At 61.4% G+C, this 21,558-nt stretch carries 18 protein-coding genes; 11 read left to right on the top strand and 7 right to left on the bottom strand.

Features of this window, described 5'->3' with window-relative positions:
- Positions 1-5: 5 nt before the first annotated feature.
- Positions 6-875 (bottom strand): phosphoribosylaminoimidazolesuccinocarboxamide synthase, encoded by an 870-nt coding sequence (locus F4V58_RS01895; protein ID WP_075732889.1) that lies wholly within the window; start codon positions 873-875, stop codon positions 6-8.
- A 75-nt stretch (positions 876-950) separates the two neighbouring features.
- Here F4V58_RS01895 and F4V58_RS01890 point away from each other — a divergent pair, with 75 nt between their 5' ends.
- On the top strand, positions 951-1,655 hold the full coding sequence (locus F4V58_RS01890) for a hypothetical protein (RefSeq protein ID WP_075732887.1): 705 nt from the start codon (positions 951-953) through the stop codon (positions 1,653-1,655).
- 6 nt (positions 1,656-1,661) lie between these two features.
- On the opposite strand, the gene purB is transcribed toward F4V58_RS01890, so the two are convergent.
- Genes purB through purD form a run of 3 tightly spaced genes read right to left on the bottom strand, consistent with a single transcriptional unit; the run spans position 1,662 to position 5,069 of the window.
- The gene (purB, locus tag F4V58_RS01885; protein ID WP_075732885.1) at positions 1,662-3,101 is read right to left on the bottom strand and encodes an adenylosuccinate lyase; all 1,440 of its coding nucleotides are present in this window, start codon (positions 3,099-3,101) and stop codon (positions 1,662-1,664) included.
- Entirely contained in the window at positions 3,085-3,804 is a 720-nt protein-coding gene (locus F4V58_RS01880) for a copper homeostasis protein CutC (protein WP_075732883.1), read from the bottom strand. The genes purB and F4V58_RS01880 overlap by 17 nt, the downstream gene beginning before the upstream one ends.
- Positions 3,801-5,069, bottom strand: coding sequence for a phosphoribosylamine--glycine ligase (gene purD / locus F4V58_RS01875; protein ID WP_075732881.1), 1,269 nt, complete (start codon positions 5,067-5,069; stop codon positions 3,801-3,803). Before purD ends, F4V58_RS01880 begins: the two co-directional genes overlap by 4 nt.
- Before the next feature lie 34 nt (positions 5,070-5,103).
- On the opposite strand from purD, the gene F4V58_RS01870 reads away from it, so the two are divergent.
- Positions 5,104-5,535 (top strand): HIT family protein, encoded by a 432-nt coding sequence (locus F4V58_RS01870; RefSeq protein ID WP_075736390.1) that lies wholly within the window; start codon positions 5,104-5,106, stop codon positions 5,533-5,535.
- 231 nt (positions 5,536-5,766) lie between these two features.
- On the opposite strand, the gene F4V58_RS01865 is transcribed toward F4V58_RS01870, so the two are convergent.
- Positions 5,767-7,203, bottom strand: a complete 1,437-nt coding sequence (locus tag F4V58_RS01865) for a sensor histidine kinase (protein ID WP_245803012.1) — start codon at positions 7,201-7,203, stop codon at positions 5,767-5,769.
- A 55-nt stretch (positions 7,204-7,258) separates the two neighbouring features.
- Positions 7,259-7,978, bottom strand: a complete 720-nt coding sequence (locus F4V58_RS01860; protein WP_075732879.1) for a response regulator transcription factor — start codon at positions 7,976-7,978, stop codon at positions 7,259-7,261.
- 175 nt (positions 7,979-8,153) lie between these two features.
- On the opposite strand from F4V58_RS01860, the gene F4V58_RS01855 reads away from it, so the two are divergent.
- Complete coding sequence (locus F4V58_RS01855; protein ID WP_075732877.1) at positions 8,154-9,461, top strand: MFS transporter; 1,308 nt, start codon at positions 8,154-8,156, stop codon at positions 9,459-9,461.
- Between the two features lie 3 nt (positions 9,462-9,464).
- On the opposite strand, the gene F4V58_RS01850 is transcribed toward F4V58_RS01855, so the two are convergent.
- Positions 9,465-11,201, bottom strand: a complete 1,737-nt coding sequence (locus F4V58_RS01850; RefSeq protein WP_075732875.1) for a pyruvate dehydrogenase — start codon at positions 11,199-11,201, stop codon at positions 9,465-9,467.
- 256 nt (positions 11,202-11,457) lie between these two features.
- Between F4V58_RS01850 and F4V58_RS01845 the strand changes: the two genes are divergently transcribed.
- From F4V58_RS01845 to F4V58_RS01810, 8 genes are all read left to right on the top strand, one after another.
- Positions 11,458-13,911, top strand: a complete 2,454-nt coding sequence (locus F4V58_RS01845; protein WP_075732873.1) for a choice-of-anchor M domain-containing protein — start codon at positions 11,458-11,460, stop codon at positions 13,909-13,911.
- Between the two features lie 35 nt (positions 13,912-13,946).
- Positions 13,947-14,756: a choice-of-anchor M domain-containing protein gene (locus F4V58_RS01840; protein WP_075732872.1), complete on the top strand. Its 810-nt coding sequence runs from the start codon at positions 13,947-13,949 to the stop codon at positions 14,754-14,756.
- 26 nt (positions 14,757-14,782) lie between these two features.
- A complete protein-coding gene (locus F4V58_RS01835; RefSeq protein ID WP_075732870.1) occupies positions 14,783-16,507 on the top strand; it encodes a choice-of-anchor M domain-containing protein in 1,725 nt (574 codons plus the stop codon).
- Positions 16,508-18,046, top strand: coding sequence for an anchored repeat ABC transporter, substrate-binding protein (locus F4V58_RS01830; protein ID WP_075732868.1), 1,539 nt, complete (start codon positions 16,508-16,510; stop codon positions 18,044-18,046). It abuts the gene before it with no gap.
- The gene (locus tag F4V58_RS01825; RefSeq protein ID WP_075732866.1) at positions 18,047-18,940 is read left to right on the top strand and encodes a choice-of-anchor M domain-containing protein; all 894 of its coding nucleotides are present in this window, start codon (positions 18,047-18,049) and stop codon (positions 18,938-18,940) included.
- On the top strand, positions 18,940-19,689 hold the full coding sequence (locus F4V58_RS01820; RefSeq protein WP_075732864.1) for an anchored repeat-type ABC transporter ATP-binding subunit: 750 nt from the start codon (positions 18,940-18,942) through the stop codon (positions 19,687-19,689). The genes F4V58_RS01825 and F4V58_RS01820 overlap by 1 nt, the downstream gene beginning before the upstream one ends.
- On the top strand, positions 19,686-20,543 hold the full coding sequence (locus F4V58_RS01815) for an anchored repeat-type ABC transporter permease subunit (protein ID WP_075732862.1): 858 nt from the start codon (positions 19,686-19,688) through the stop codon (positions 20,541-20,543). Before F4V58_RS01820 ends, F4V58_RS01815 begins: the two co-directional genes overlap by 4 nt.
- Positions 20,540-21,558 (top strand): choice-of-anchor M domain-containing protein (locus F4V58_RS01810; RefSeq protein WP_211362708.1); only part of this gene is annotated, 1,019 nt, incomplete at its 3' end. The genes F4V58_RS01815 and F4V58_RS01810, both read left to right, overlap by 4 nt.

Raw genomic sequence — 21,558 nt, 5'->3', positions numbered from 1 at the left:
CTGGCTCAAAAAGACTTGCCCGAAAGGCGCTCGTAGGCCTCAACGTAGCGGTCGCGGGTGGCTGCCACCACGTCATCCGGCAGCGGCGGCGGGGTGGTGTCAGCGTCGACGTCCCAGCCGGAGTCCTCGGAGGTCAGCCAGTTGCGCACGTATTGCTTGTCAAAGGAAGGCTGGACCTTGCCTTCTTCGTAGGTGTCGGCTGGCCAGTAGCGGGAGGAATCCGGGGTCAAGACCTCATCTGCTAGCACCAGGGTGCCGTCAGAATCTAGGCCAAACTCAAACTTGGTATCCGCCAGGATAATCCCGCGCTCCTCCGCAATCGCGGCGGCCTTGGAGTAGATGTCCAGGGTGGCCTGACGCAGTTGCTCCGCGCGCTGGGTGCCAAGCTTGGCCACGACGGCATCGAAAGAAACGTTTTCGTCGTGCTCGCCCTGTTCCGCCTTGGTGGCAGGTGTAAAGATGGGCTCGGGCAGGCGGGAGGCCTCCACCAGGCCGCCTGGCAGCGCGATACCGCACACGGTGCCATCTGCCTGGTATTCCTTCAGCCCGGAGCCGGTTAGGTAGCCACGCGCCACGCACTCGAAGGGCAGCATGTCCAGCTTTTTAACCACCATGGCGCGGCCGAGGACCTCGGCGGGAATACGCTCATCATCGGCAGGGCCTGCCAGGTGATTGGGGAAATCAATGGCGTCAAAGAAGAACATGGTGGTGGCGGTGAGCACACGCCCCTTGTCCGGAATGGCCGGTTCCAGGGCGTGGTCATAGGCGGAAATGCGGTCAGAGACCACCATGAGCAAGGTGGCGTCATCTATTTCGTAGATATCCCGGACTTTGCCGGAGGACAGGTGTTTGTAATCTTTCAACTCAGGGCGCATAGTTTAAGATCATATAGCAGTATTGCCCTTTTAAAGGAGAAACCCATCCGTATTCCCATTATTGCGGCGCTTACCTTGAGCCTCATTGCCGCCCCCAGCGCCCATGCCCAGCCACAACTTGATATCCGCCAGTCCGCCCACGGGCAGTATCTGTGCCGCGTTACGGGCGATGAGCAGGCCGCCCGCGCCCTTGTTGCAGCCTACGGCGCCACCTTGGAGGCTGCCGCCCGGCAGGCGCGTGAGCTAGATGAGCAAGATTTCAACGCCGCAGACTTGGCCATAATTACTGCCGATACCCCCAGCAGCCAGCTGTCCGAAGACCTGCTGAAGGTACTCACGCAGCCTTTCTTGGAGTCTTCCATCAACCGGGCGCGCCAGTACATAGAGTCCATCCCCACAGGCAACCGGGCACCGCTGCTATCCGAAGGACAGGAGTTTAGCTCGGCGTTCCGCGCGATTTTGGCCGCCAATGAAGGCCAGCTGCGCACTGCTATTGCGGAGTTTGAGGCGGCCTCTGGCAACGAGGCTCTGCGCGCGGCTTTCCGCGACTGCATCAAGCAACTACAAGAGCGCGGGGTCAGTGAGGGCTTTCAGCCGGTACCGCAAGTAGAAGTCCCCGTGGTGGTGCCCACCAAGGATAATGAGGGCTCCAGCACGGGGGCTATCGTGGGAATAGTAGCGGCCATCCTGGGGTTGCTGGGGTTGGGCGCTTACCTGTTCAACTCGGGGCTACTGAACCCGGGCGGGATTGCACTGCCCGGGCTCCCCCGCGGTTTTTAGCGGCTTTTAGAGGATATCGCCTGGCTGGTAGCGGGCGGCACGGGGGTGCTGGTCCGCTAGGGCCTTGATGCGGATGAGGACCTGAGCAACCTGGGATTCCGCAGCGCCGATGAACGCCTTCTTGTCGGAGAGAACCTTCTCTAGGGCGGCGGCGTCTAGCGGCAGGCGGTCATCGGCAGCAAGGCGCTCGATGAGATCTTGCTCCCCGCCGTTTTCGCGCATGTTCAGGGCCACAGCCACGGCGTGTTCCTTAATGACTTCGTGCGCGGTTTCCCGGCCCACGCCGGCACGGATGGCCGCCATGAGGATACGGGTGGTGGCCAGGAACGGCAGGTAGCGTTCCAGCTCGCGATCGAACATAGCCGGGAACGCACCGAACTCCGCCAGCACGGTGAGGAAAGTCTCAAACATGCCGTCAATGGCAAAGAAAGCGTCCGGCAAGGCCACGCGGCGGACCACGGAACAAAAGACGTCACCTTCGTTCCACTGCTGGCCGGCCAAATCAGCGGTCATGGTGAGGTAGCCGCGCAGGATAACCTGGAAGCCGCACACGCGCTCGCAGGAACGCGCGTTCATCTTATGCGGCATGGCGGAAGATCCCACCTGGCCTTCCTTGAAGCCCTCTGTCACGGTTTCATTACCGGCCATCAGCCGGATGGTGGTGGCCAAAGAAGAAGGACCGGCACCTAGCTCCACCAGCGCGGAAACGGCGTCAAAGTCCAGGGAGCGCGGGTAGACCTGGCCCACGGACTTGTAAATCCGGCTGATACCTAGGTGATCAGCAATGCTGGTCTCTAGCGAAGCCAGCTTGTCCTCGGAGCCGCCCATAAGGTCCAGCATGTCTTGGGAGGTGCCCATGGGCCCCTTGATTCCGCGCAGCGGGTAGCGGCGCAGCAAGGACTCCACGCGCTCGATGCCCTGCAGGATTTCCTCACCCGCGGAGGCAAAACGTTTGCCCAGCGTGGTGGCCTGCGCGGCCACGTTATGGGAGCGGCCCGCCATGACCAGACCTTGGTATTGAGCGGCGCGCTCACCCACGCGGGCGGCCACGGCAATTGCTTTGTCGCGCACCAGCTCCAGCGAGCGCATGATTTGTAGCTGCTCCACGTTTTCGGTGAGGTCACGGGAGGTCATGCCCTTGTGGATGTGCTCGTGGCCGGCCAGGGCATTGAACTCTTCAATGCGCGCCTTCACGTCGTGGCGCGTTATGCGCTCACGCTCCGCGATGGAGTCTAGGTCCACCTGGTCAACAACAGCCTCATAGGCTTTGATTACGCCGTTAGGAATGGACACGCCCAGGTCTTTTTGGGCGCGCATCACGGCAATCCAGAGCTGACGCTCTAGGACAATTTTATTTTCAGGCGACCAGATCTCCGCCATTGCTGGAGATGCGTACCGCGCGGATAGGACGTTGGTTATATTCTTCTTTTCAGCCACAAGGGCTATTATTCCACGCCTTGACCGCTTGTACTAACGCTTTGACTTGTTGCGGGTCAGTGTCCATGACTGCCTCGCCGCGCCCGCCTGGTCCGGTGGGCCCATACTGGCGCAATTCCGCCGCTGCCGAGCCATGCACAGACCGCACGCCTTTTAACGCTTCCACCGTGCTGGGCTTGATCCCACCGCCGGCCATGAGTTCTATTCCGGGGGCTTTTTCCTGCAACCGGTAGATTTCCGCCGCGCCCTCCGGGGCGGTGGGTCTACCACCAGAGGTCAACACGCGGGTGACCCGCCCGGCTAGTTGTTCTAGCGCCTTTTCACGGTCGGTGAGGATGTCAAAGACGCGGTGTAACACGAACTCCTTGCCCGGCGCGGCGCGGATGAGCCGGTCGAGGGCCGGTAAGTCCAGCCCGCCGTCCGGGGTGGCCGCGCCGATAACAAAGCCTGCTACCCCGGCCTGGTCCAGCGCCTTGATGTCCGCTTCCATGACGGCCAGGTCCGCCGCGGAGTAGATAAAGCCGCCGGGACGGTTGCGAATGAGCGCGAACGTGGGCAAGCCCACGGCCACCACTTCTCCTGCCAGCCCTACGGTGGGGGTCAGCCCGCCCACCGAATGTAGCGCCATGCACAGCTCTAGGCGGTCCGCGCCGGCCTCAAGGGCAACCCGCGCCCCAGCCGCGCCCTCGACGGCAATTTCTACTTCTGTCACAGCTGGTCATGCCCCTTAGCGCCGATGTCCGTGCGGTAGAAACCGCCTTCCATGTCGATGCCATCCAACACCGCGTAGGCACCTGCCCGCGCGGCGTCCAAGTCCGCGCCGTGGCCCAGGACGCTCAGCACCCGCCCGCCGGCGGCCACGAACTCCCCGGCGTCATTCTGGGCAGTACCGGCGTGCAGGACCTTCTCCGGGTCGGTGATAGCGTCTCCGCTGATGACCGCGCCCTTCACAGGGCTGGCCGGGTAGCCCTCCGCCGCCAACACCACGATGACGGCGTATCCGTCCTTCCACTGCAGCTCCGGCAGCTGGTCCAGGGTGCCAGACGCGGTGGCGTCAAGTGCTTGGGCCAGCGGGGATTCTAACAAGGACAACACGGCCTGGGTCTCTGGGTCACCAAAGCGGCAGTTAAATTCCACCACGGATGGGCCCTGCGCGCCCCACGCCAGGCCGGCGTAGAGCAACCCTGAATACGGGGTGCCCCGGCGCACCATCTCTTTAGCCACGGGCACGCAGACCTCATCCACGATGCGCTTAACGCCGTCTTCCGGCAACCACGGCAGCGGCGTGTAGGCGCCCATGCCACCGGTGTTGGGGCCCTCATCATTGTCAAAGGCCCGCTTGTGATCCTGGGCGGGCAGCAGCGGCACCACGGTTTCACCGTCTACCAGGCAAAACAGGGACACCTCCGGGCCTTCGAGGAAGGACTCCAACAGCACCGGGTTACCGGCGGCTAGCACGGCGTCCACGTGCGCGCGGGCCTCAGTCAAGTCCTGGGTTACTACCACGCCTTTGCCGCCGGCCAGCCCATCATCTTTGACCACGTAGTTGGGGCCAAAATTGGCCAGGGCGGCGTCAATGTCTTCACCGGAAGCACCGGGGGTTATCTGCTCCGCGCGCGCGGTGGCCACGCCAGCTGCGGCCATAACGTCTTTGGCAAACTGCTTGGATCCCTCAATCTGGGCGGCGGCTTTGTTTGGCCCGAAGACCTTGACGCCGGCCGCGCGCAGGGCGTCACCCACGCCCGCTACCAGCGGCACCTCCGGGCCCACCACAACCAGTTCCGCGCCTATCTTTTCCGCCAGTTCCACCATCCGGGCCGGGTCATCTACCTGTGAGTACTCCGGGTGGTTGGTGGCCAGCTCCGCAAACGCCGGGGATCCCGGCGCGGCGTGCAGCTCGGTGGTCAGTGGGTCAGCGGCAAGGCCTTTAATCAGGGCGTGTTCGCGGCCGCCCGAACCGATAACTAGGATACGCATGCCCCTTATCCTACTTGCCGGTAGGGTGAAACCCATGTCTTCTGTATTTACCAAGATCATCAATGGCGAACTTCCCGCCCGCTTTGTCTACCGCGATGACAAGGCCGTGGCGTTTTTGTCCATCGAACCCCTGCGCTATGGCCACACCCTAGTGGTGCCGGTTGCGGAGGTGGATAAGTGGACTGACCTGGACCCGGATACCTGGGCGCACCTCAATCAGGTTGCCCTGAAGGTGGGCCAGGCCGTGAAGAACGCCTTCGGTTCCAGCCGCGCCGGCTACATCATTGCCGGCTTTGATGTCCCTCATACCCACATTCACCTCTTCCCTGCCGACAAGATGGAGGAGTATGACTTTGGCCAGGCCTACGCAGCCGACGCCACCGATGACGGCGCCATGGATGAGGCCGCCACCCGTATCCGCCAGCACCTGGACACCGGCAAAGACGGCTTCCCGGGAGCCAAGTAGCAGCAAGCAGCGGCAGCAGCAGCGGCAGCAGCGGCGGCGGCAAGCTGCGGCAAGTAGCGGTGGCGGCAAGCTGCGGCAAGTAGCGGTGGCAGGCAGCAGGTAGCTGCAGGCAGCAAGCAGCGGCAGCAGCGGCAAGCGGTGGCAGGCAGCAAGCAGCAAGCAGCGGCAGCAGCAGCGGCGGCGGCAGGCAACAGCGGCAAGCGGCGGCGGCAGGTAGCGGCAGGCAGCAAGCTAGTCCGAGAGCGCCGGCAAGGACACCGTAAACGTGGAGCCCTTGCCTTCCACCGAGTTCACGCTCAGTTGACCGTCATGCTGTTCCACCAGCGTCTTGGAAATCGCCAGGCCTAGGCCGGAGCCGCCGGTGTCGCGGGTGCGGGATTCATCGGCGCGGTAGAAGCGCTCGAAGATATGCGCGGCCACCTCCGGGGGCATACCCGCGCCGTCATCAATGACATCCACATAAACGTTGTGCGCATCCCGCCGCAATTCAATGGCCACTGAAGCCTCCGGGCCGCCGTGCTTCAAGCCATTGGCAACCAAGTTGAGGAACACGCGGTGCAGGCGGTCCGCCTGGCCACTGACCAGCGGGATAGACCCCGCCTTGTTAACCACCTCAACACAGCGGTCCGGAAACGCCCCGCGGGCGGTGGCACCCACGTTGAGAACTAGCTCCAACATATCCACGGTGGTGTATTCCGGGCGGTTGTCCTCCGCGTTGGTCAGGGCCAAAAGGTCCTCAACCAGCACAGACATGCGCTTAGACTCCGCGTCGATGATACTCATGGCCTTGTCCGCGTCCGGCATGGCCCCAGATTGGTAGAGCTCTGTGTAGCCGCGCAAGCTGGTCAGTGGCGTACGCAGCTCATGGGAGGCGTCGCCGACAAACCGGCGCATCTGCTCCTCCTTGCTCTGTGCGTTTTCCACCGACTCCTGGAGCCGCTCAATCATGGAGTTTAGCGCCCGGGAAAGCTGGCCCACCTCGGTGTGCTCAGGCCAGTGGGGAACGCGCTCACCCAAGTCACCGTCCGCAATCCTGGCGGCCGTGCGCTCCACCTCACGCAGAGGTTTTAGTGCCCGCCGGCTTACAGACAAGCCCACCAAAAACACCAGGACCGCCACAGCCAAGGAGATGAAAATCTGCATAGTAGCCAGGCCGTTGAGCTGCGTGTTTTCACGTTTGACCTGCTTAGCCACCACAATGATGGTGCCTTTGTATTCTGCTGCCACCGCACGCCATTCGCCCGTTTTTTCGCTGAACGGTCCATCACCGGTCACGGCGGCCACTGTTTGGGGCGCACCGCCCACAACGAGGTCCGCCACCTTGGGCACCGAATTGGGCTCGATGTTGAAGTATTTTACTGCCCCGTTTTCGCGGTAGCTGATGATGGAGTAGTCGGTGGGCGGGTACCTAGTGACGTCCTCACCGTAGAGCTCCTCACTCCTGGCCCACCCGCGTGCGGCGTTGACCAGGTCCTTGTCCACCTGACCGTAGATAACCTGCCGCATGACCACATTGACGGCAAAGGCGCTAGAAAGTAGCCCCAGGAATGACACCGTCACCAAAATGAGAAGCAGGGAGTGCCGCAGCGGAAGGGCCCGGGGGAAGACGTTGCGCGTGCCGGTGGCGCGTTCACGGGCGGTACGCAACGAGGTACCAAAAGGGATCAAAACAAGTCCTTAATTCTTAAAGGGCGCGCGGTGCCGCGCTGGTGCTCGGGAGGTGCTAGGAACGCGGCAGGCGCAGGACGTAGCCCACGCCACGGACAGTGTGGATGAGCGGGGTGTCCCCAGTGTCAATCTTGCGGCGCAGGTAGGAAATGTAGGACTCCACCACGTTGCCGTCACCGCCAAAGTCGTAGTGCCACACGTTGTCTAAAATTTTGGACTTGGACAGCACCACTTCCTTATTTTGCATCAGGTAGCGCAGCAGGTTGAACTCAGTGGGGGAAAGTTCAATGAGCTCCCCACCTTTGGTCACCTCATGGGTGTCATCGTTCAAGGTCAGGTCCGCGTAGCTCATGGTGGCGTCAGACTGGGTATCTTCTGCAGCCTTGCCCCGGCGCAGAATAACGCGCAGCCGGGTGATGACCTCCTCCAGGCTGAAAGGCTTGGTTACGTAGTCATCCGCGCCAATGGTCAGGCCGTGGATACGCTGGTCCACCGCGTCTTTAGCGGTGAGGTAGAGCACTGGGCCGTCCAGGCCTTCAGTGCGCAGCTTGCTCAGCAGCTCGAAGCCGTCCATGCCGGGCATCATCACGTCAAGGATGTAGGCGTCCGGGTCAATTTCGCGGGCAATGCGCAGTGCTTCCGAGCCAGAGTTGGCCGTGCGCACCTCAAAGCCCTGGAACTTCAGGGAAACGGTGAGTAGCTCAACGATATTGGGTTCATCATCAACCACCAGGATGGTGGTTGACTCTGCGGGCGGGGTTACTTTTGCGTCCATAGCGGGGTTCCTTCTCAGTTTCTTGCCTGCGGTTTAGCAAGCGCGGTTAGGCAGTCTTTTCCTTAGTATTCCACTCTGCTTATCCCACCGCCTGAACACTTGCTGTCAGGTTCCTGTGAGCGGTGGGGTGGACTCGGGGTGCGCTTTGGGCTCCGGACGAATAAGCTTTTGTGGCATGAATCAAACTGGCAGGCGCACCGACCGCCTCACCGTATTGTCCTGGGCCCTGTGGGACTGGGGCTCGGCCGCTTTCAACGCGGTGTTGGTAACCTTCATCTTTGCCGTCTACCTCACTGACTCCGTGGGAAAGCAGATAGACTCCCAATTCACCCCGGCCCAGTGGCTTTCCTTGTCACTGACACTAGCCGGGCTAGTCATCTTCGCAGTCACCCCGGTGCTGGGTCAGCGCTCCGACCGGAAGGGAACCCGCCGGCGCGAACTGGCTCTGTGGTCAGCAGTGACCTTTGTCATCATGGCCTCGTTGTTTTTCATCCGCAATGACGCCCCGGTGTACTTCTGGCTGGGCTTAGCCGGCATGGCACTGGGGTCTATCTCCATCCAGTTCGCGGAAGTCAACTACTTCGCGCAGCTCAACCAAGTTTCCACGGAATCCAACGTGGGGCGGATTTCCGGCCTGGGGTGGTCCGCCGGTTACTTCGGTGGGATAGTCCTGCTGCTCATCTGCTACTTCGGCTTTGTCTCCGGGGACGGCGGCCTGCTGGGGCTATCAACCGAAGGCGGCTGGAATATCCGCTTGGTGGCGTTAGTGGCTGCGCTGTGGTTTGGGCTCTCCGCCATCCCGGTCATCGCGCGAGTCCCGGAAATCACCCCCTCCGGGGAACCCGTGGGCAGCTTCACTGACAGCTACCGGGAACTGTTCCGTTCCTTGCGCGAGCTATGGGAAGATGACCGCAACGCCCTGTACTTCCTGTTCGCCTCCGCCGTCTTCCGCGACGGGTTATCCGCAGTCTTTAGCTTTGGCGCGGTCCTAGGCGTGTCCGTCTACGGGCTCAGCTCCGGGGACGTGCTGATTTTTGGCGTAGCAGCTAACGTAGCCGCCGCCCTAGGCGCCGTAGTGGGCGGGCTCATCGATGACCGGATTGGCCCCAAAATCATCATCATGACGTGCCTGTTCATCCTCACCGCCATGGCCGGGGTGATGTACATAGCCCACGGTCCCACGGCGTTTTGGATCTGCGGTATCATCCTGTGCCTGTGCGTGGGCCCGGCGCAATCCTCCGCCCGCGCCTTCCTAGCACGCGTGGCCCCGGTGGGCCGCGAAGGCCAAATGTTTGGCCTCTACGCCACCACCGGGCGCGCAGTTTCCTGGCTCACCCCGCTATTGTTCGGCGTGTTCGTTTCCCTCATGGGGCAAGGGGACCGCGGCGGCGTACTGGCCATCGGCGCCGTGCTGCTAGTGGGCGCGCTCATCCTCATCCCCGTACGCGACCCCAAGCGGGCCAAGCAGGTAGGGAACCACTAAAGCCTACGGCCGCGGAATGTTGCGCAAATTGGCCTTTGCCAAATCCAACATGCGCCCCACGCCGCCGTTGAGCACCGTGCGCGCCGCCGCCTTGGAAAAGCCGTAGAACTGCTCAAAGGTTAGCGTGGGCGGGATGGACAGCGCGTTGGGGTCAGTGACCATATCCACCAACACCGGGCCAGGATAAGCCAGGGCGTCGCGGATAACCCGGCGAGCGTCCTGGGGATCTTCCAAGCGGAAGTGCTTAATGCCCGCAGCAGCGGCAATGTCCGCGTAGTTCACGTGCTCATGGTCCGTCTGGTGTTCCGGCAGGCCCTGGACCAGCATCTCTAGCTTGACCATCCCCAGCGAGGAGTTGTTGAACACAAAAATCTTCACCGGCAAATCATGCAGCTTGGCGGTGAGCAGCTCGCCCATCAGCATGGACAAACCGCCGTCTCCAGAGAAGGAAATTACCTGCCGGCCCGGGTTGGCCGCCTGCGCGCCGATAGCCATGGGCAAAGCGTTGGCCATGGTGCCGTGGCGGAAGGAACCAATTTGCTGGCGCTGGCCATTGGGCGTGATATAGCGCGCGCCCCACACGTTGCACATGCCGGTGTCCACGGTAAAGACGGCATCGGCAGCAGCTTCTTCGTCGATGATGTTGGCCAGGTACTCCGGGTGCAGCGGCTTTAGGTGCTCCACGCCTTCGGTGTAGGCCTCCACCACGTGCTCTAGCTTGTCGTGGTGCTCCTTGAGCATCTTGTCCAGGAAAGAGCGGTCCGCCTTTTCCTCCACGTGCGGCAGGATGTTTTGGATGGTTGCGGCCACGTCCCCAGCCACGGGGTAAGAAACCCGGGTGCGGCGGCCGATGTGGGAGGCATCAATATCAATTTGCGCCACGTTCTTGGTGGGCAGGAAGTCGTTATAGGGGAAATCTGTGCCCACCAGGATGAGCAGGTCCGCCTCATGCGTGGCGTCGTGCGCGGCACCGTAGCCCAGCAGCCCGGACATGCCCACATCAAAGGGGTTGTCATACTGGATGTGCATCTTGCCGCCCAGCGCATGGCCGATAGGTGCCTTGATTTTCTCCGCCAAAGCCAGGACCTCCGCGCGGGCGTCCTTCATGCCTTCGCCTACAAACAACGCCACAGTCTTAGCCTCATTGATGGCGCGCGCCAACGCCGCCGCCTCCGCCGCGTCCGGGTAGACCACCGGCTTGCCGCGCGAAAGTTTGCCGGTAACCGGGGAGGCATCGGAAACTTCTTCCAGCGTGACGTCCCCCGGCACAACCAGCACGGACACGCCCTTGCCGGCCAGGGTGGACTGGATGGCTTGGTGCAAAATCCGGGTGCCCTGGTCCGCGCCGTTGGCCATTTCACAGTAGCCGGAGCACTCCTGGAAAATCAGCTCCGGGTGGGTTTCCTGGAAAAACTTAGACCCTATCTGCGCTGAAGGGATGTGGCTGGCAATAGCCAGCACCTTCGCGCCGTTGCGGTGGGCGTCGTAGAGCCCCTGGATGAGGTGCGTGTTGCCCGGGCCGCACGATGCCGCGCAGACCGCCAGCTCACCAGTGGTCAAGGAATCCGCCTCAGCGGCAAAGGCTGCGGCTTCCTCGTTGCGCACGTGCACCCACTCAATATCAGAACGCCGCACCGCGTCCACGATGGGGTTAAGTGAGTCCCCTACCAGGCCGTAGATGCGTTTAACGCCCTGGGCTTCCAGGGTTTCTATGAGAAGGTCGGCGTAAATTTTTGCCATGGGAAAAATCCTTTCAAGATTTAATTAGTGCTCTGGGCTCGATTGTCCCTATTTTCCTCCCGTTTCCCAACCGGGCGGGCATTAGCCCTGCTAAGCGCCGTGCTCCCGGCGCGCCTGCGGGTCCACCGGCGCCAAGGGGTGTCGTTGGGAACAAAGATCCCCACTCGGTATTGAAATCAATCTCCAATAGGCTAAAGTGTTCTTCAGTCCTAAATGGCATCTATTTCCATTACCCCTTCTCCCTGAAAGGCCCCCTATGACCCAACACCGCCGAGCATTGCACGTCCTATCAGCCGTCACGGCCTTCTCCCTTGCCATCACCCCTACCGTGGCTCTAGCAGGCCCGGACGACGGCAAACTGGTAGTAACCGAACACCACATCGACTCACCCAAGACCTTCCGGCTAGATGACGGCACCTACAAACTCCAAACCGAATACGCCAATCACCAAATTGCCCAGCTCGATGAATCCGTCATCTACATTGGCAAAGGCTGGTCCAACAAATGGAAGCAGCAATACCAACTAACCATCCCCGAAGATGACACTTTTGACTACGCCCACCTAGTACAAGGCGGAACCTACTACGCCGCACCGGTAAACCCGTGGGGCAACCGCAACCCAGTATGGTGGGGATTCGGTGCAGACGAATCCGTGAAAATGGAACCATTCCAAGACGGCAAATTCTTCCTCGACTTAGTAGAAGCCAACGGGCCCGGACGCGTAGAAATGTTTGGCTACTACGAGGGCAGCTACCCACTCGGGTTGTCAAAAATCCTTGGCAGCGGCGAAAACAGCCAGCATTCCTCCCAGCTGAAATTCGCTGAGCATACCCACAACTACACCCTCTTCACTCAGCCCGGTCGCTACGAGCTCAAATACCGTGTCTCGGGCCGGAGCAAGGATGACAAATCCCTAATCCATTCCGAGGTCCAAACCCTGGTAGTGCAGGTAGGCGGACAAAAGCCCAAAGATGAAGCCACCGCACCTCTGATGGAACGCTACAACGCCGCCCCAGCCGGTGACGCCGCGACTGCTGGCTACTCCTTCGGATTCGCCCCTCTGACCTCAACCCGGGGCTGGGACGGCGACGCCCACCTAGACACCTTCACCTTCGACGCGAAGGATCCTAATGTCAACGGCACGCTAACCCTCCTAAACAACGGCTACCACCTCACAGACTTGGAGGTCAAAGACGGCAAAGCCGAGTGGCACGAGATGGTGGGCCCCGAATCCTCCGACATTCAAGCGGTATTCATCCCAGCTGATGAGAAGGGCAGCAAATGGATAACGCCAGTTCTCACGCGCAAGGTAGATGATGACCACAAGGGTATCGCGCAAAGCGTCACCTCGGATCAAAGTGCGGAAACCATCGCGCCGGAAAAGGCCGACCCCCGCAATTCCAAACAAAGCCTAGAAAGCTATGAGCCTGCCAAGGACATTGACTTCACCACCACTATCACCCCGATAGACGAAGACAATTTCAAGGCATCCTTTGACTTCTCCGATCCGAAGTTCCGTGGCCTAGTAACACTGGAGTCTGAGGACGAGATCACCAAATACAGCCACTTCGTCGAAGGCGGTCACGGTGAACTCATACTGGATTCTTATGAATTGAATGGTAAGTCAGTAAGTGTGCAGGCTTTCCCCCACTCCACAATCGAAGTGGAGTCCTCCACCAAGACCACCCCGCAACCAGTAAATGGGGAAACCACGCTGCCCACCGCAGTCCTGAAACGCTACGCCGCCGCTGAGCCTCCCAAGAACACCCCGGAGCCAAAGAAAGCCCAGTTCTGCGAGGACCGGATCCTCCTCGACCACGGGCACACCGACCTGAAGGTCCGCCGCGATGGTGCTTCCCTCAAGATGGCAATCAGTGATGAAACCGGAACCGAATCGGAAGACTTCTATGACCGGAAGGTTTCCGAAGTCCTCAACGTGGCAGTCCCAGGATCCCGGCAGGTTTACTCCAACCGCCATGAGGGCCTTGACTTCCTTGACCCGAAGTACCTGGAGGACGGTAAGCACTTTTACCTCCTCCCGGAAACCAACTCCGCGTCCCTGCTGTGGCCGGGTTATAACACCCAGGCTCTAAACATGGATGCTTTTGAAGGCGGAGTGCGCTGGCACGTCGAGCCCGTAGCACTCCCCGACGGTGCCCAGTTTGGCCTGTTCCAAAATTCCACTCTGAGCAACCCTAAGCCAGAAGTTCTTGTTGACACCGTCAATAAGGATTACGAGGTGGACATTGAACACTCCACACACGTTCACATGAACTGGGCTTTCAGCAAGCCCGGAGCGTACAAATTCAAGACCTACTTTGAGGCCACCACTACCGATGGCAAGACGGTAACAACCGAGCCTGAGGTCCTGGCCTTTGTAGCTGGGCAACCCGCCGGCACTGAATGCGACGCCTTCAAGGCCGCCAAGGACACCCCGGCGCCGGAAACCACCGTGCCCGAAACCACCACGCCGCAGCCTTCCACGCCCGAAACCACCACGCCGCAGCCTTCCACGCCCGAAACCACCGTTCCCGAAACCACGGTGCCAAATAAACCAGGCCAGGATAGCAACGACTTCCTGTGGAGAAGGACCATCGTTCCCATTGTGGGCACCGTAGCAACCTTGATTCTGACCCTGCTGGGAATTGGCGGTCTGCACAGCGTCCTAGACATTGTGCGCCGCGTAATCCCTAACATGCTCAACCGTTAAAAGACCCAACCCCACTTCTAAGGAGTTTTCACCCCATGAAATTAACCACCACCGCCATTGCGGGGCTTACCGCCGTAGCCTTGGCTTCCTCCGGGATCACGGCCAGCGCCGCTGACACAACGGTCCTGGAAAAGGGCCATACCGATATCTTTGCCACCAAAGTAGTAGACGGCAAACTCCAGCTGAACCTGCTGGAAGATATCACCGGCTCCGATGTGGAGCGCGCACCGGAGTCAGTGCTGCTGAAGGTCACAGATAAAGCGTGGAAGGATGCTGAGTTCTTCCAGAACCTGGAAACAGACGTAGCCCAGGGCGCGGCCGCCTACCTGCCGCAGTCACAGGACCAAGATGTGTTGTGGCCCGGTTGGGAGCCCCTCCCCTACCAGGACCTCAATACCATTTCCTTCAAATTCCTTGATGTCACTGGCCCTGGGCAGGTCTACCTTTTCCAGACCACTGGCAACAACGACAAGGGCAAGGTTGCCATGAACTCGGTCTTTACCGATACCGGCTTTGAGCTTAAAACCGGCTCACAGATTGATACCCTTACCTCCCATGCACACGCCAACTGGATTTTCACTAAACCCGGTACCTACACCATGAAGGTGCAGGCTACCCAGGGGGACTTGGTGTCTAATGAGGCCACGTACACCTGGGAGGTGGCAGAAAATCCGCGCTCCGCGCCCAGCCAGCCAGCACCCAGCCAGCCCGCGCCCAGCCAGCCCGCTGCCCAAAGCAGCCTTGACGGCGGGGCAATAGCCGGCATTGTTATCGCGATTGTTGCCCTCCTGGGGGCCGCCGGTGCAGCTTTAAGCGGCATGATTCCGGGCCTACCCAAGTTCTAAACCACCGTTGTAACCCCTAAAGGCATATGAAAAAACATCTCTTGCGCTCCCCTGCCGCGTTACTTGCGGTCTTTGTCCTCTGCCTGTTTGCTCCCCGCGCCCTAGCGGTGGAGTTACAGGATGGGCACCTGGACGTTTTTACCGTCCGGCCCTCCGGCTCCGGGTTGGAGTTGCTCATCAAAGAAGACATCACCGGCAGTCACGTGTATCAAAGCGCAAGCGATGTCACCCTCCGGGTAGGCCAAAACGCTTACTCCGATGCCACCACACAGGTCCCGGAGATCGGCCGGGCCACCTACTACCTGCCCCAGAGCCAACAGCCGGGCCTGCTTTGGCCCGGCTGGGACACCCTAGAGGTGCAAGGGGCAGGCTATTCCACTATCACTTTCAATTTCCAAGATGTCCGCGGTCCTGGCACCGTGTACATCTTTGAAACCCCTGGCTTTGGCGATGTCCGGGGCGTGACCAGCAGCGGTTCCCTGGAACTGCGCGCAGGCTCCCAAATTGTCCAAAGCAATCCCGCCCACCGCCACGTCAACTGGGCTTTTAGCGAGCCCGGCACCTACACCATGACCGTTCAAGCTGAGGGCAACGGCACCACGTCTAACACCGCCACCTACACCTGGGTGGTGGGCGACGGTACCGGCGGTGCAGGCGCGGCGGCAGATTCCGGCCTCAACCTGGACTGGTTAAAAGACGACCCCACCACCTCCGCCAAGCCGAAACCGCAAGCAAACCAGCAACCCGCACCGGCGCAGCCGCCCCGCCCCCAGGCCCCCGCAGCACCAGCCGCACCGGCACCAGCGGCACCGGCCGCACCAGCGGCGCAACCCCGCCAGCAAACTTCTCAGCAAACGCCCCGGCAGTGCACTCCCCTACTGGTTCCCATGATCAAAGATGACACCACCGTGCCCGCCACGTGGCGCAACTTTGGTGAGCTGGAATTTCATCTGGGCAACGCCGCCGTTAAAGACCTTCCCGTGGCCATTGGCCCGGTGCCCAAGGGCAAGGTGTGGATGATTGGTTCCACGCAAGAGCCCAACGTGCCGTGGGTGGGGTCTAATAACCAGCACGCCTCGCTCTTGGAGCACACTCAGGGCCCCGTGGCCTGGGAGCTGGTGGGCTTTTCCGGGCCGGGCCCCATGGTGGTCTACAGCCAGGGCGGGCTGGGGACAATTGTGGGCGAGGAATGGTTCCGCGGCGCCAATAACCAGGCGCAGGGAACACACATCATCCCGCGCAATTCCCACGTTCACCCCAACTGGGTCTTCGGCGCACCGGGTACCTACCAGGTGTCTATCCGCCAGATTGCCACACTGAAAAATGGGCAGACCACCGCTGCTACCGGCACGTTGGTATTCCACGTGGGTTCCGGGGCGCAGTCCGGCCACTTCGATATCGGTGCGTCTTTTAACCCCCACGGTAACAATTGTGACCCCGGGCTCGCGGCCGCAGCAGCCATCGCACCAGCACCTGCCGCCGATGCCCCCGCTGCCGCACCCGCGCAATCCAGCACCGCGCCAGAAGCCGCCGGCACCGTCCCAGACGCCGCCGGGCAAGCAAACGGCAAAGATGCCTCCACCGACGTTGTTAAGGCTAGCGGCACCCCCAATCCGAATACCGCCCCTTTGACGCTGGCAGAAAAGATCATCAAGACGCTGCCCTACGTCATCTTGGGGCTGGGGCTTTTTGTACTCGGTGCCGGGAGCACCGCCTTGCTTTCCGCCTTGAATAAGCGGGAGGGCAAATAAATGCGCGTGGCACTATCTATAGTGGCTGCGGGGACGTTGCTGGCGGGCTGCGCCACGGGGGTATCGGCAAGCAATGCCCCTAGTGAGGCAGACGGCGTGTTTGATGTGGTGGCCACCACCCCCATCGTCGCGGACATGGCCCGCAACGTTGCAGGCCAAAGAGCACGCGTGACCGCACTAATCCCGCCCGGCGCGGACCCGCACACCTTCGAACCCGGGCTGCGCAGCGTGCGCAACGTGGCCAACGCGGACCTTATCTTCACCAACGGCTTGCTCCTTGAACAGCAGTCCTTGCTCAAGACCGCGCACCAATCCTCCCGCCCCGGCGTTCCCGTGGTGGCCGTGGCAGAACAAGCCCCCCGGCACGGCGCGGAGCTTATCCCGTTGGTGGAAAATATTGCGCTCGACACCGTGTGGTTTGGCATGCGCATTGCCGGTACGGGCGAATCCCTGGGCGCGCAGCGCAACTCCGGGGTTGAGGTCAAGCTGGTTGATGCCAAGGGCCCCGGGGAAGCAGCGGCGTATATCACCGGCACCTTCGGCCTGCCGGAGGTATTGTTCAACACCCGGGACGGCGTTGATGACCATGACTCCACCACGTTGCCCGTAGACGCCCACACCCACGTTTCCTGGGCCTTTTCCCAGCCGGGTTTTTACCGCTTGACCTTCGCTTCCTTCCTGGACGGGCACACGCCGGTGGGTGAGAACACCATCACCGTGGCCGTGGGCGTGGACCCGCACACGGACCCTGCCAATCCGGACCCGGTGGTACTAGACCACGGGCACATGGACTTAACCACTGACTTAGATAGCCAGGAAATAGTTATCCGCGGGGACGCGCCGGAGGGGATTGACACCAACTATGACTATGATCCGGCGCGCACGGTAGTAGAGGTCCCCTCCAGCGTGCTCCAGCACATCCCGGGGGATCCCACGTTCCGCTTCTTGGGCACGGCTGGGGAGGAGACCTATCTGCTGCCGCAGGCGGTGCTGGGCAAGCACGTGCATGGGGAAGTTGACCCGCACTTGTGGCATAGCGTGGGTGCGGCCATCGGGATGGTGCGCGTGATTGAAGAAGAACTCACGGCCCAAGACCCCGGCGGGCGGGATATCTACCACGCCAACGCTAATGCCTACGTGGATAAACTCACCGAACTTGATGGGTGGATGCGGGCGCAGTTTGGATCCATTCCCGCCACGCGCCGGCACCTGGTTACCACCCATGACGGCTACGCCTACCTGGGCGCGGAGTACGGCATTAACGTGGCGGGCTTTGTTACGCCCAACCCTGCGGTTGAACCCAGCCCGCGCGATGTCATTGCGCTGACCCGCACCCTGGAGAACCTGCGCGTGCCGGCGGTGTTTTTGGAACCAGCGTTGGCTGAACGCCCGGGCGTGTTGAGTGAAACCGCCCACAGACTGGGCGTGGCGGTGTGCACAATCCACAGCGACACCTTTGCTGGGGACGTGGACAGCTACCTGAAACTCATGCGCGCCAATACTCAAGAAATTACCCGCTGTTTACAAAGGAAGATTTAGATGAACCTTAAGAAAATTGCCGCCGCAACTTTAACCGCGGGGCTTTTGGCCCTATCCCAGCCGGTGGCCTACGCCGGGGACCTCAACCAGGTGGTCACCGCGGATGAGCCAGTGGCCGCCGCCGGGACGCTCACCGAATTTCGCCAGGGCCACGCAGACCTGGGCCCGCTGGTTACCCCAGACGGCTTTGCGGTGATGGTGCGCGATGACACCGCCGCCCCGCCCACCTGGCGCGGGCTGGATGACACGCTTTTTGTAGTCTCCGACAAAGCCATCCAGCAGCTGCCCCAAACCGAAGACTTTGACTTTGTGGGGGCGCAGCCGGGCGAAGATGTGTGGGTAGTCCCCCAAACCGAGCAAGCCGGCGTGCCCTGGCTGGGGTGGTCCACGCAGTCCCCGCCCTTTGTGGAAGCCGCCACCCGCGGGGTAACCATGACCTTTTTAGGCCACGATGGCCCCGGCCAGTTCACGCTGTTTTTGCAAAACGGCGGCTTTGAAAAGCCCCAGCTGCTGTGGACCTCCGCGCAGCCTCACGCCCAGGATCTCTTCGTAGACCTCAACACCCACACCCACGCCAACTGGGTATTTACCGAGCCCGGAATCCACCACGTGGCCGTGAAGTTCACCACCGAGTTCCAAGACGGCACCACCCACGATGCCACCCAAACGCTGAGCTTTGCCGTGGGTGAAGGCGTGGACTTGGCTAAAGCGCAGGAATCCCAATTCACTGGCGAATATCTGCCCGCCGGGGACGGGGACCAAGACACGGACGCCCCGCAGACCCAGGGGGATTCCCAGTGGGTACTGTGGGCCATCATCGCGGTGGTGGGCCTGCTAATAGTTGTGGTGCTGGGCGTGGTCGTGCGCTTGCTGGTGAAGAAAAAGGAGAGCTAGTGGCAATCCTCAACGCTAAGAATCTAGGGGTAACGCTGGCCGGCCGGCAGATTTTCTCCGCTACTGATTTTCAGGTAGACGCCGGGGAATTCATTGGGCTCATAGGGCCTAACGGGGCCGGCAAAACCACCCTCATGCGGGCCATCTTGGGGCTAATCCCCTCCACCGGAACGGTGGAAGTAGGCGGGCATAGCGACTTCACCCACATCCGCCGCCAGATAGGCTACGTGCCGCAACGCCACGAGTTTGCCTGGGATTTCCCCATGAGTATTGCGGAATGCGTGGGCAACGGGCGCATCGGCATGCGGGGCTTTTTCGGGCGCGCGGGAAAAGCAGACCGCGAGGCCGTGGACGAAGCGCTGGCCCGGGTGGACCTAACGGACTTGCGGGCGCGGCCCATTGGCCAGCTCTCCGGCGGGCAACGCCAGCGCGTGCTGGTGGCGCGGGCGCTTTCCACCCGGCCCAAGGTGCTGCTGTTAGATGAGCCCTTCACCGGCCTGGACATGCCCACCGCGGAGGCCTTGACCGCGCTGTTTGAACAACTAGCCGCGCAGGGAACCGCGATTGTCATGTCCACCCACGACTTGGGTGAGGCGCTCAATTCCTGCAGCCGCCTGGTGCTGTTTCGCGGCGGTATCTGCGCCGACGGCCCGCCGCCTGCCCTAGCCAACCCGCAGATCTGGATGGATACTTTCCAGGTCAGCAACTCCTCTCCCCTTCTTACTCTGGTGGGAGCGCACATCAAATGATAGATATTTCCTTTTTTGATTTTCTCCACGACCTCACCAACCCGGCGTTGGCGTTTTTGCCCAAAGCCTTGCTCATTTCCATCATCTCCGCCATAGTGTGCGCGGTGATTGGCACGTTTGTGGTGCTGCGCGGCATGTCCTTTATTGGTGACGCGGTGGCGCACGCCGTCTTCCCCGGCCTGGCCATCGCGTTTGCGCTGCAATTTTCCGTCCTGGCGGGCGGGGCGCTGGCGGGCGCGGCGGTGGCCATCTTGATAGCGGTGTTCTCCCAGCGCCGGCGCATCCGCGAAGACGCCGTCATAGGCATCTTCTTCGCCGCCGCTTTTGCCCTGGGCCTGGTGGTTATCTCAAAGACCCAGGGATACACCGCCAGTTTGAACAACTTCCTCTTTGGCTCCATCACGGGCGTTTCTACCGGCGATATCACCTTTGCCGCCATAGCCGGGGTGATGATTATTGCCACCGTGTTATTCCTGCTGCCGCAGCTGACCGCCGTGGCTTTGGACCGGGAAACCGCCCGGGCTATGAACTTGCCGGTGTTTTTCCTGGACTTGGTCATCTACCTGGCGGTGACGGCGGCGGTGGTAATGAGCGTGCGGACCATCGGCAATATTTTGGTGCTGGCGCTGCTTATCACCCCGGCTGCCACCGCGCGTTTGCTCACCGACAACTTGAAGGCCACCATGGCCATTGCTTCCTGTGTGGGCGTGGTGGGCGCGGTTGCCGGCATCTACTTTTCCTGGGCTATTGACCTACCCACCGGCGCCACCATCGTGTTGGTGCTGACCACCATCTTCTTGGCCACCTGGGTCTTTAGCCCCACCCAAGGTCTGATTAGAAAGAAGAAAGCATGAAACTCTACGCTCTATCCCTTGGACTAGCAGCAGGCCTAGCGTGCGCCCCCGCCGCCTGGGCGCAGGAAGATACCCGCTACCTCATCCGCGATAACCACCAGGATGTCCACCTGCTCAAAGATGGCTCCCAGGTGGAGGTGCTGCTGCGCGATGATGGCAGCCGCGACAAGAATTCGCACTCCGCTTACCGCCCCTCCGGGACCGTGTACGTGGGCGTGTGCGGCAACGCCGTCCAGGACTCCGCCGCCATCAAAGCGGAGCTGGGCATAGACGTTGGGCCTAAAGTTTTTAACCTCCCGGAGGTGCAAAAGCCCGGTATTCCGTGGATGGGTTTTTCCACCCTGGGCATTTACGCTGAGGATATTTCCGGCGCGTCCACCATGCCGCTGCAGATGCAGCTCAACCACAAGCCCAGCGACACCGCCCGCGTGGTGTTGTGGAAACAGGCCAGTTTGAGCCAGCCGGCCAGCGTCCTTTTGGATTCTTTCCATCCCAGCCAACAGTGGGATTTTCCGGTGCATACCCACGCGCATACGGGAATTCTTTTCACCGAGCCGGGCCGCTACGAGGCCACCTTCAGTTATAACCCGGAGTTCACTGACGCCACCACCGGTGGGACTTCCTACACCGTTGACTTCCTGGTGGGCTCCGCGGCGGTTGCGGCCGCAACGGCGGATAAGTCGGTGAATATCGTGGAACAAGGCTCTCACGCCCAGCCGCCGGAGTGTGCATCAGAGGGCCAATGGCCTGCGCATACGCCCGAGGATAAGGGTAGTTCCCCGCGCCAGCCCGCCGGCACCGCCAAGCAAGACAGCATGCCGCAGGCAATCACGCAGGGCATCAACGAGCTCAACGGCGCGCTGAAGACTTTTAGCACCCAGGCGGGGAAGTTTATTGAGAAAAACCGGCGGACCACGGTTCCCGCTGCCCCTCACGCCGATGCCCCCTCCCCCGCCGCGCCCGCACCCGCCGCGCCCGCCGCACCTGTGCCCGCACCCGCCGCACCTGTGCCCGC

Origin of the sequence: Corynebacterium phocae, assembly GCF_008693075.1 — a bacterium.
Taxonomy (GTDB): Bacteria; Actinomycetota; Actinomycetes; order Mycobacteriales; family Mycobacteriaceae; genus Corynebacterium; species Corynebacterium phocae.
This window is presented reverse-complemented; position numbering and strand designations above follow the sequence as displayed.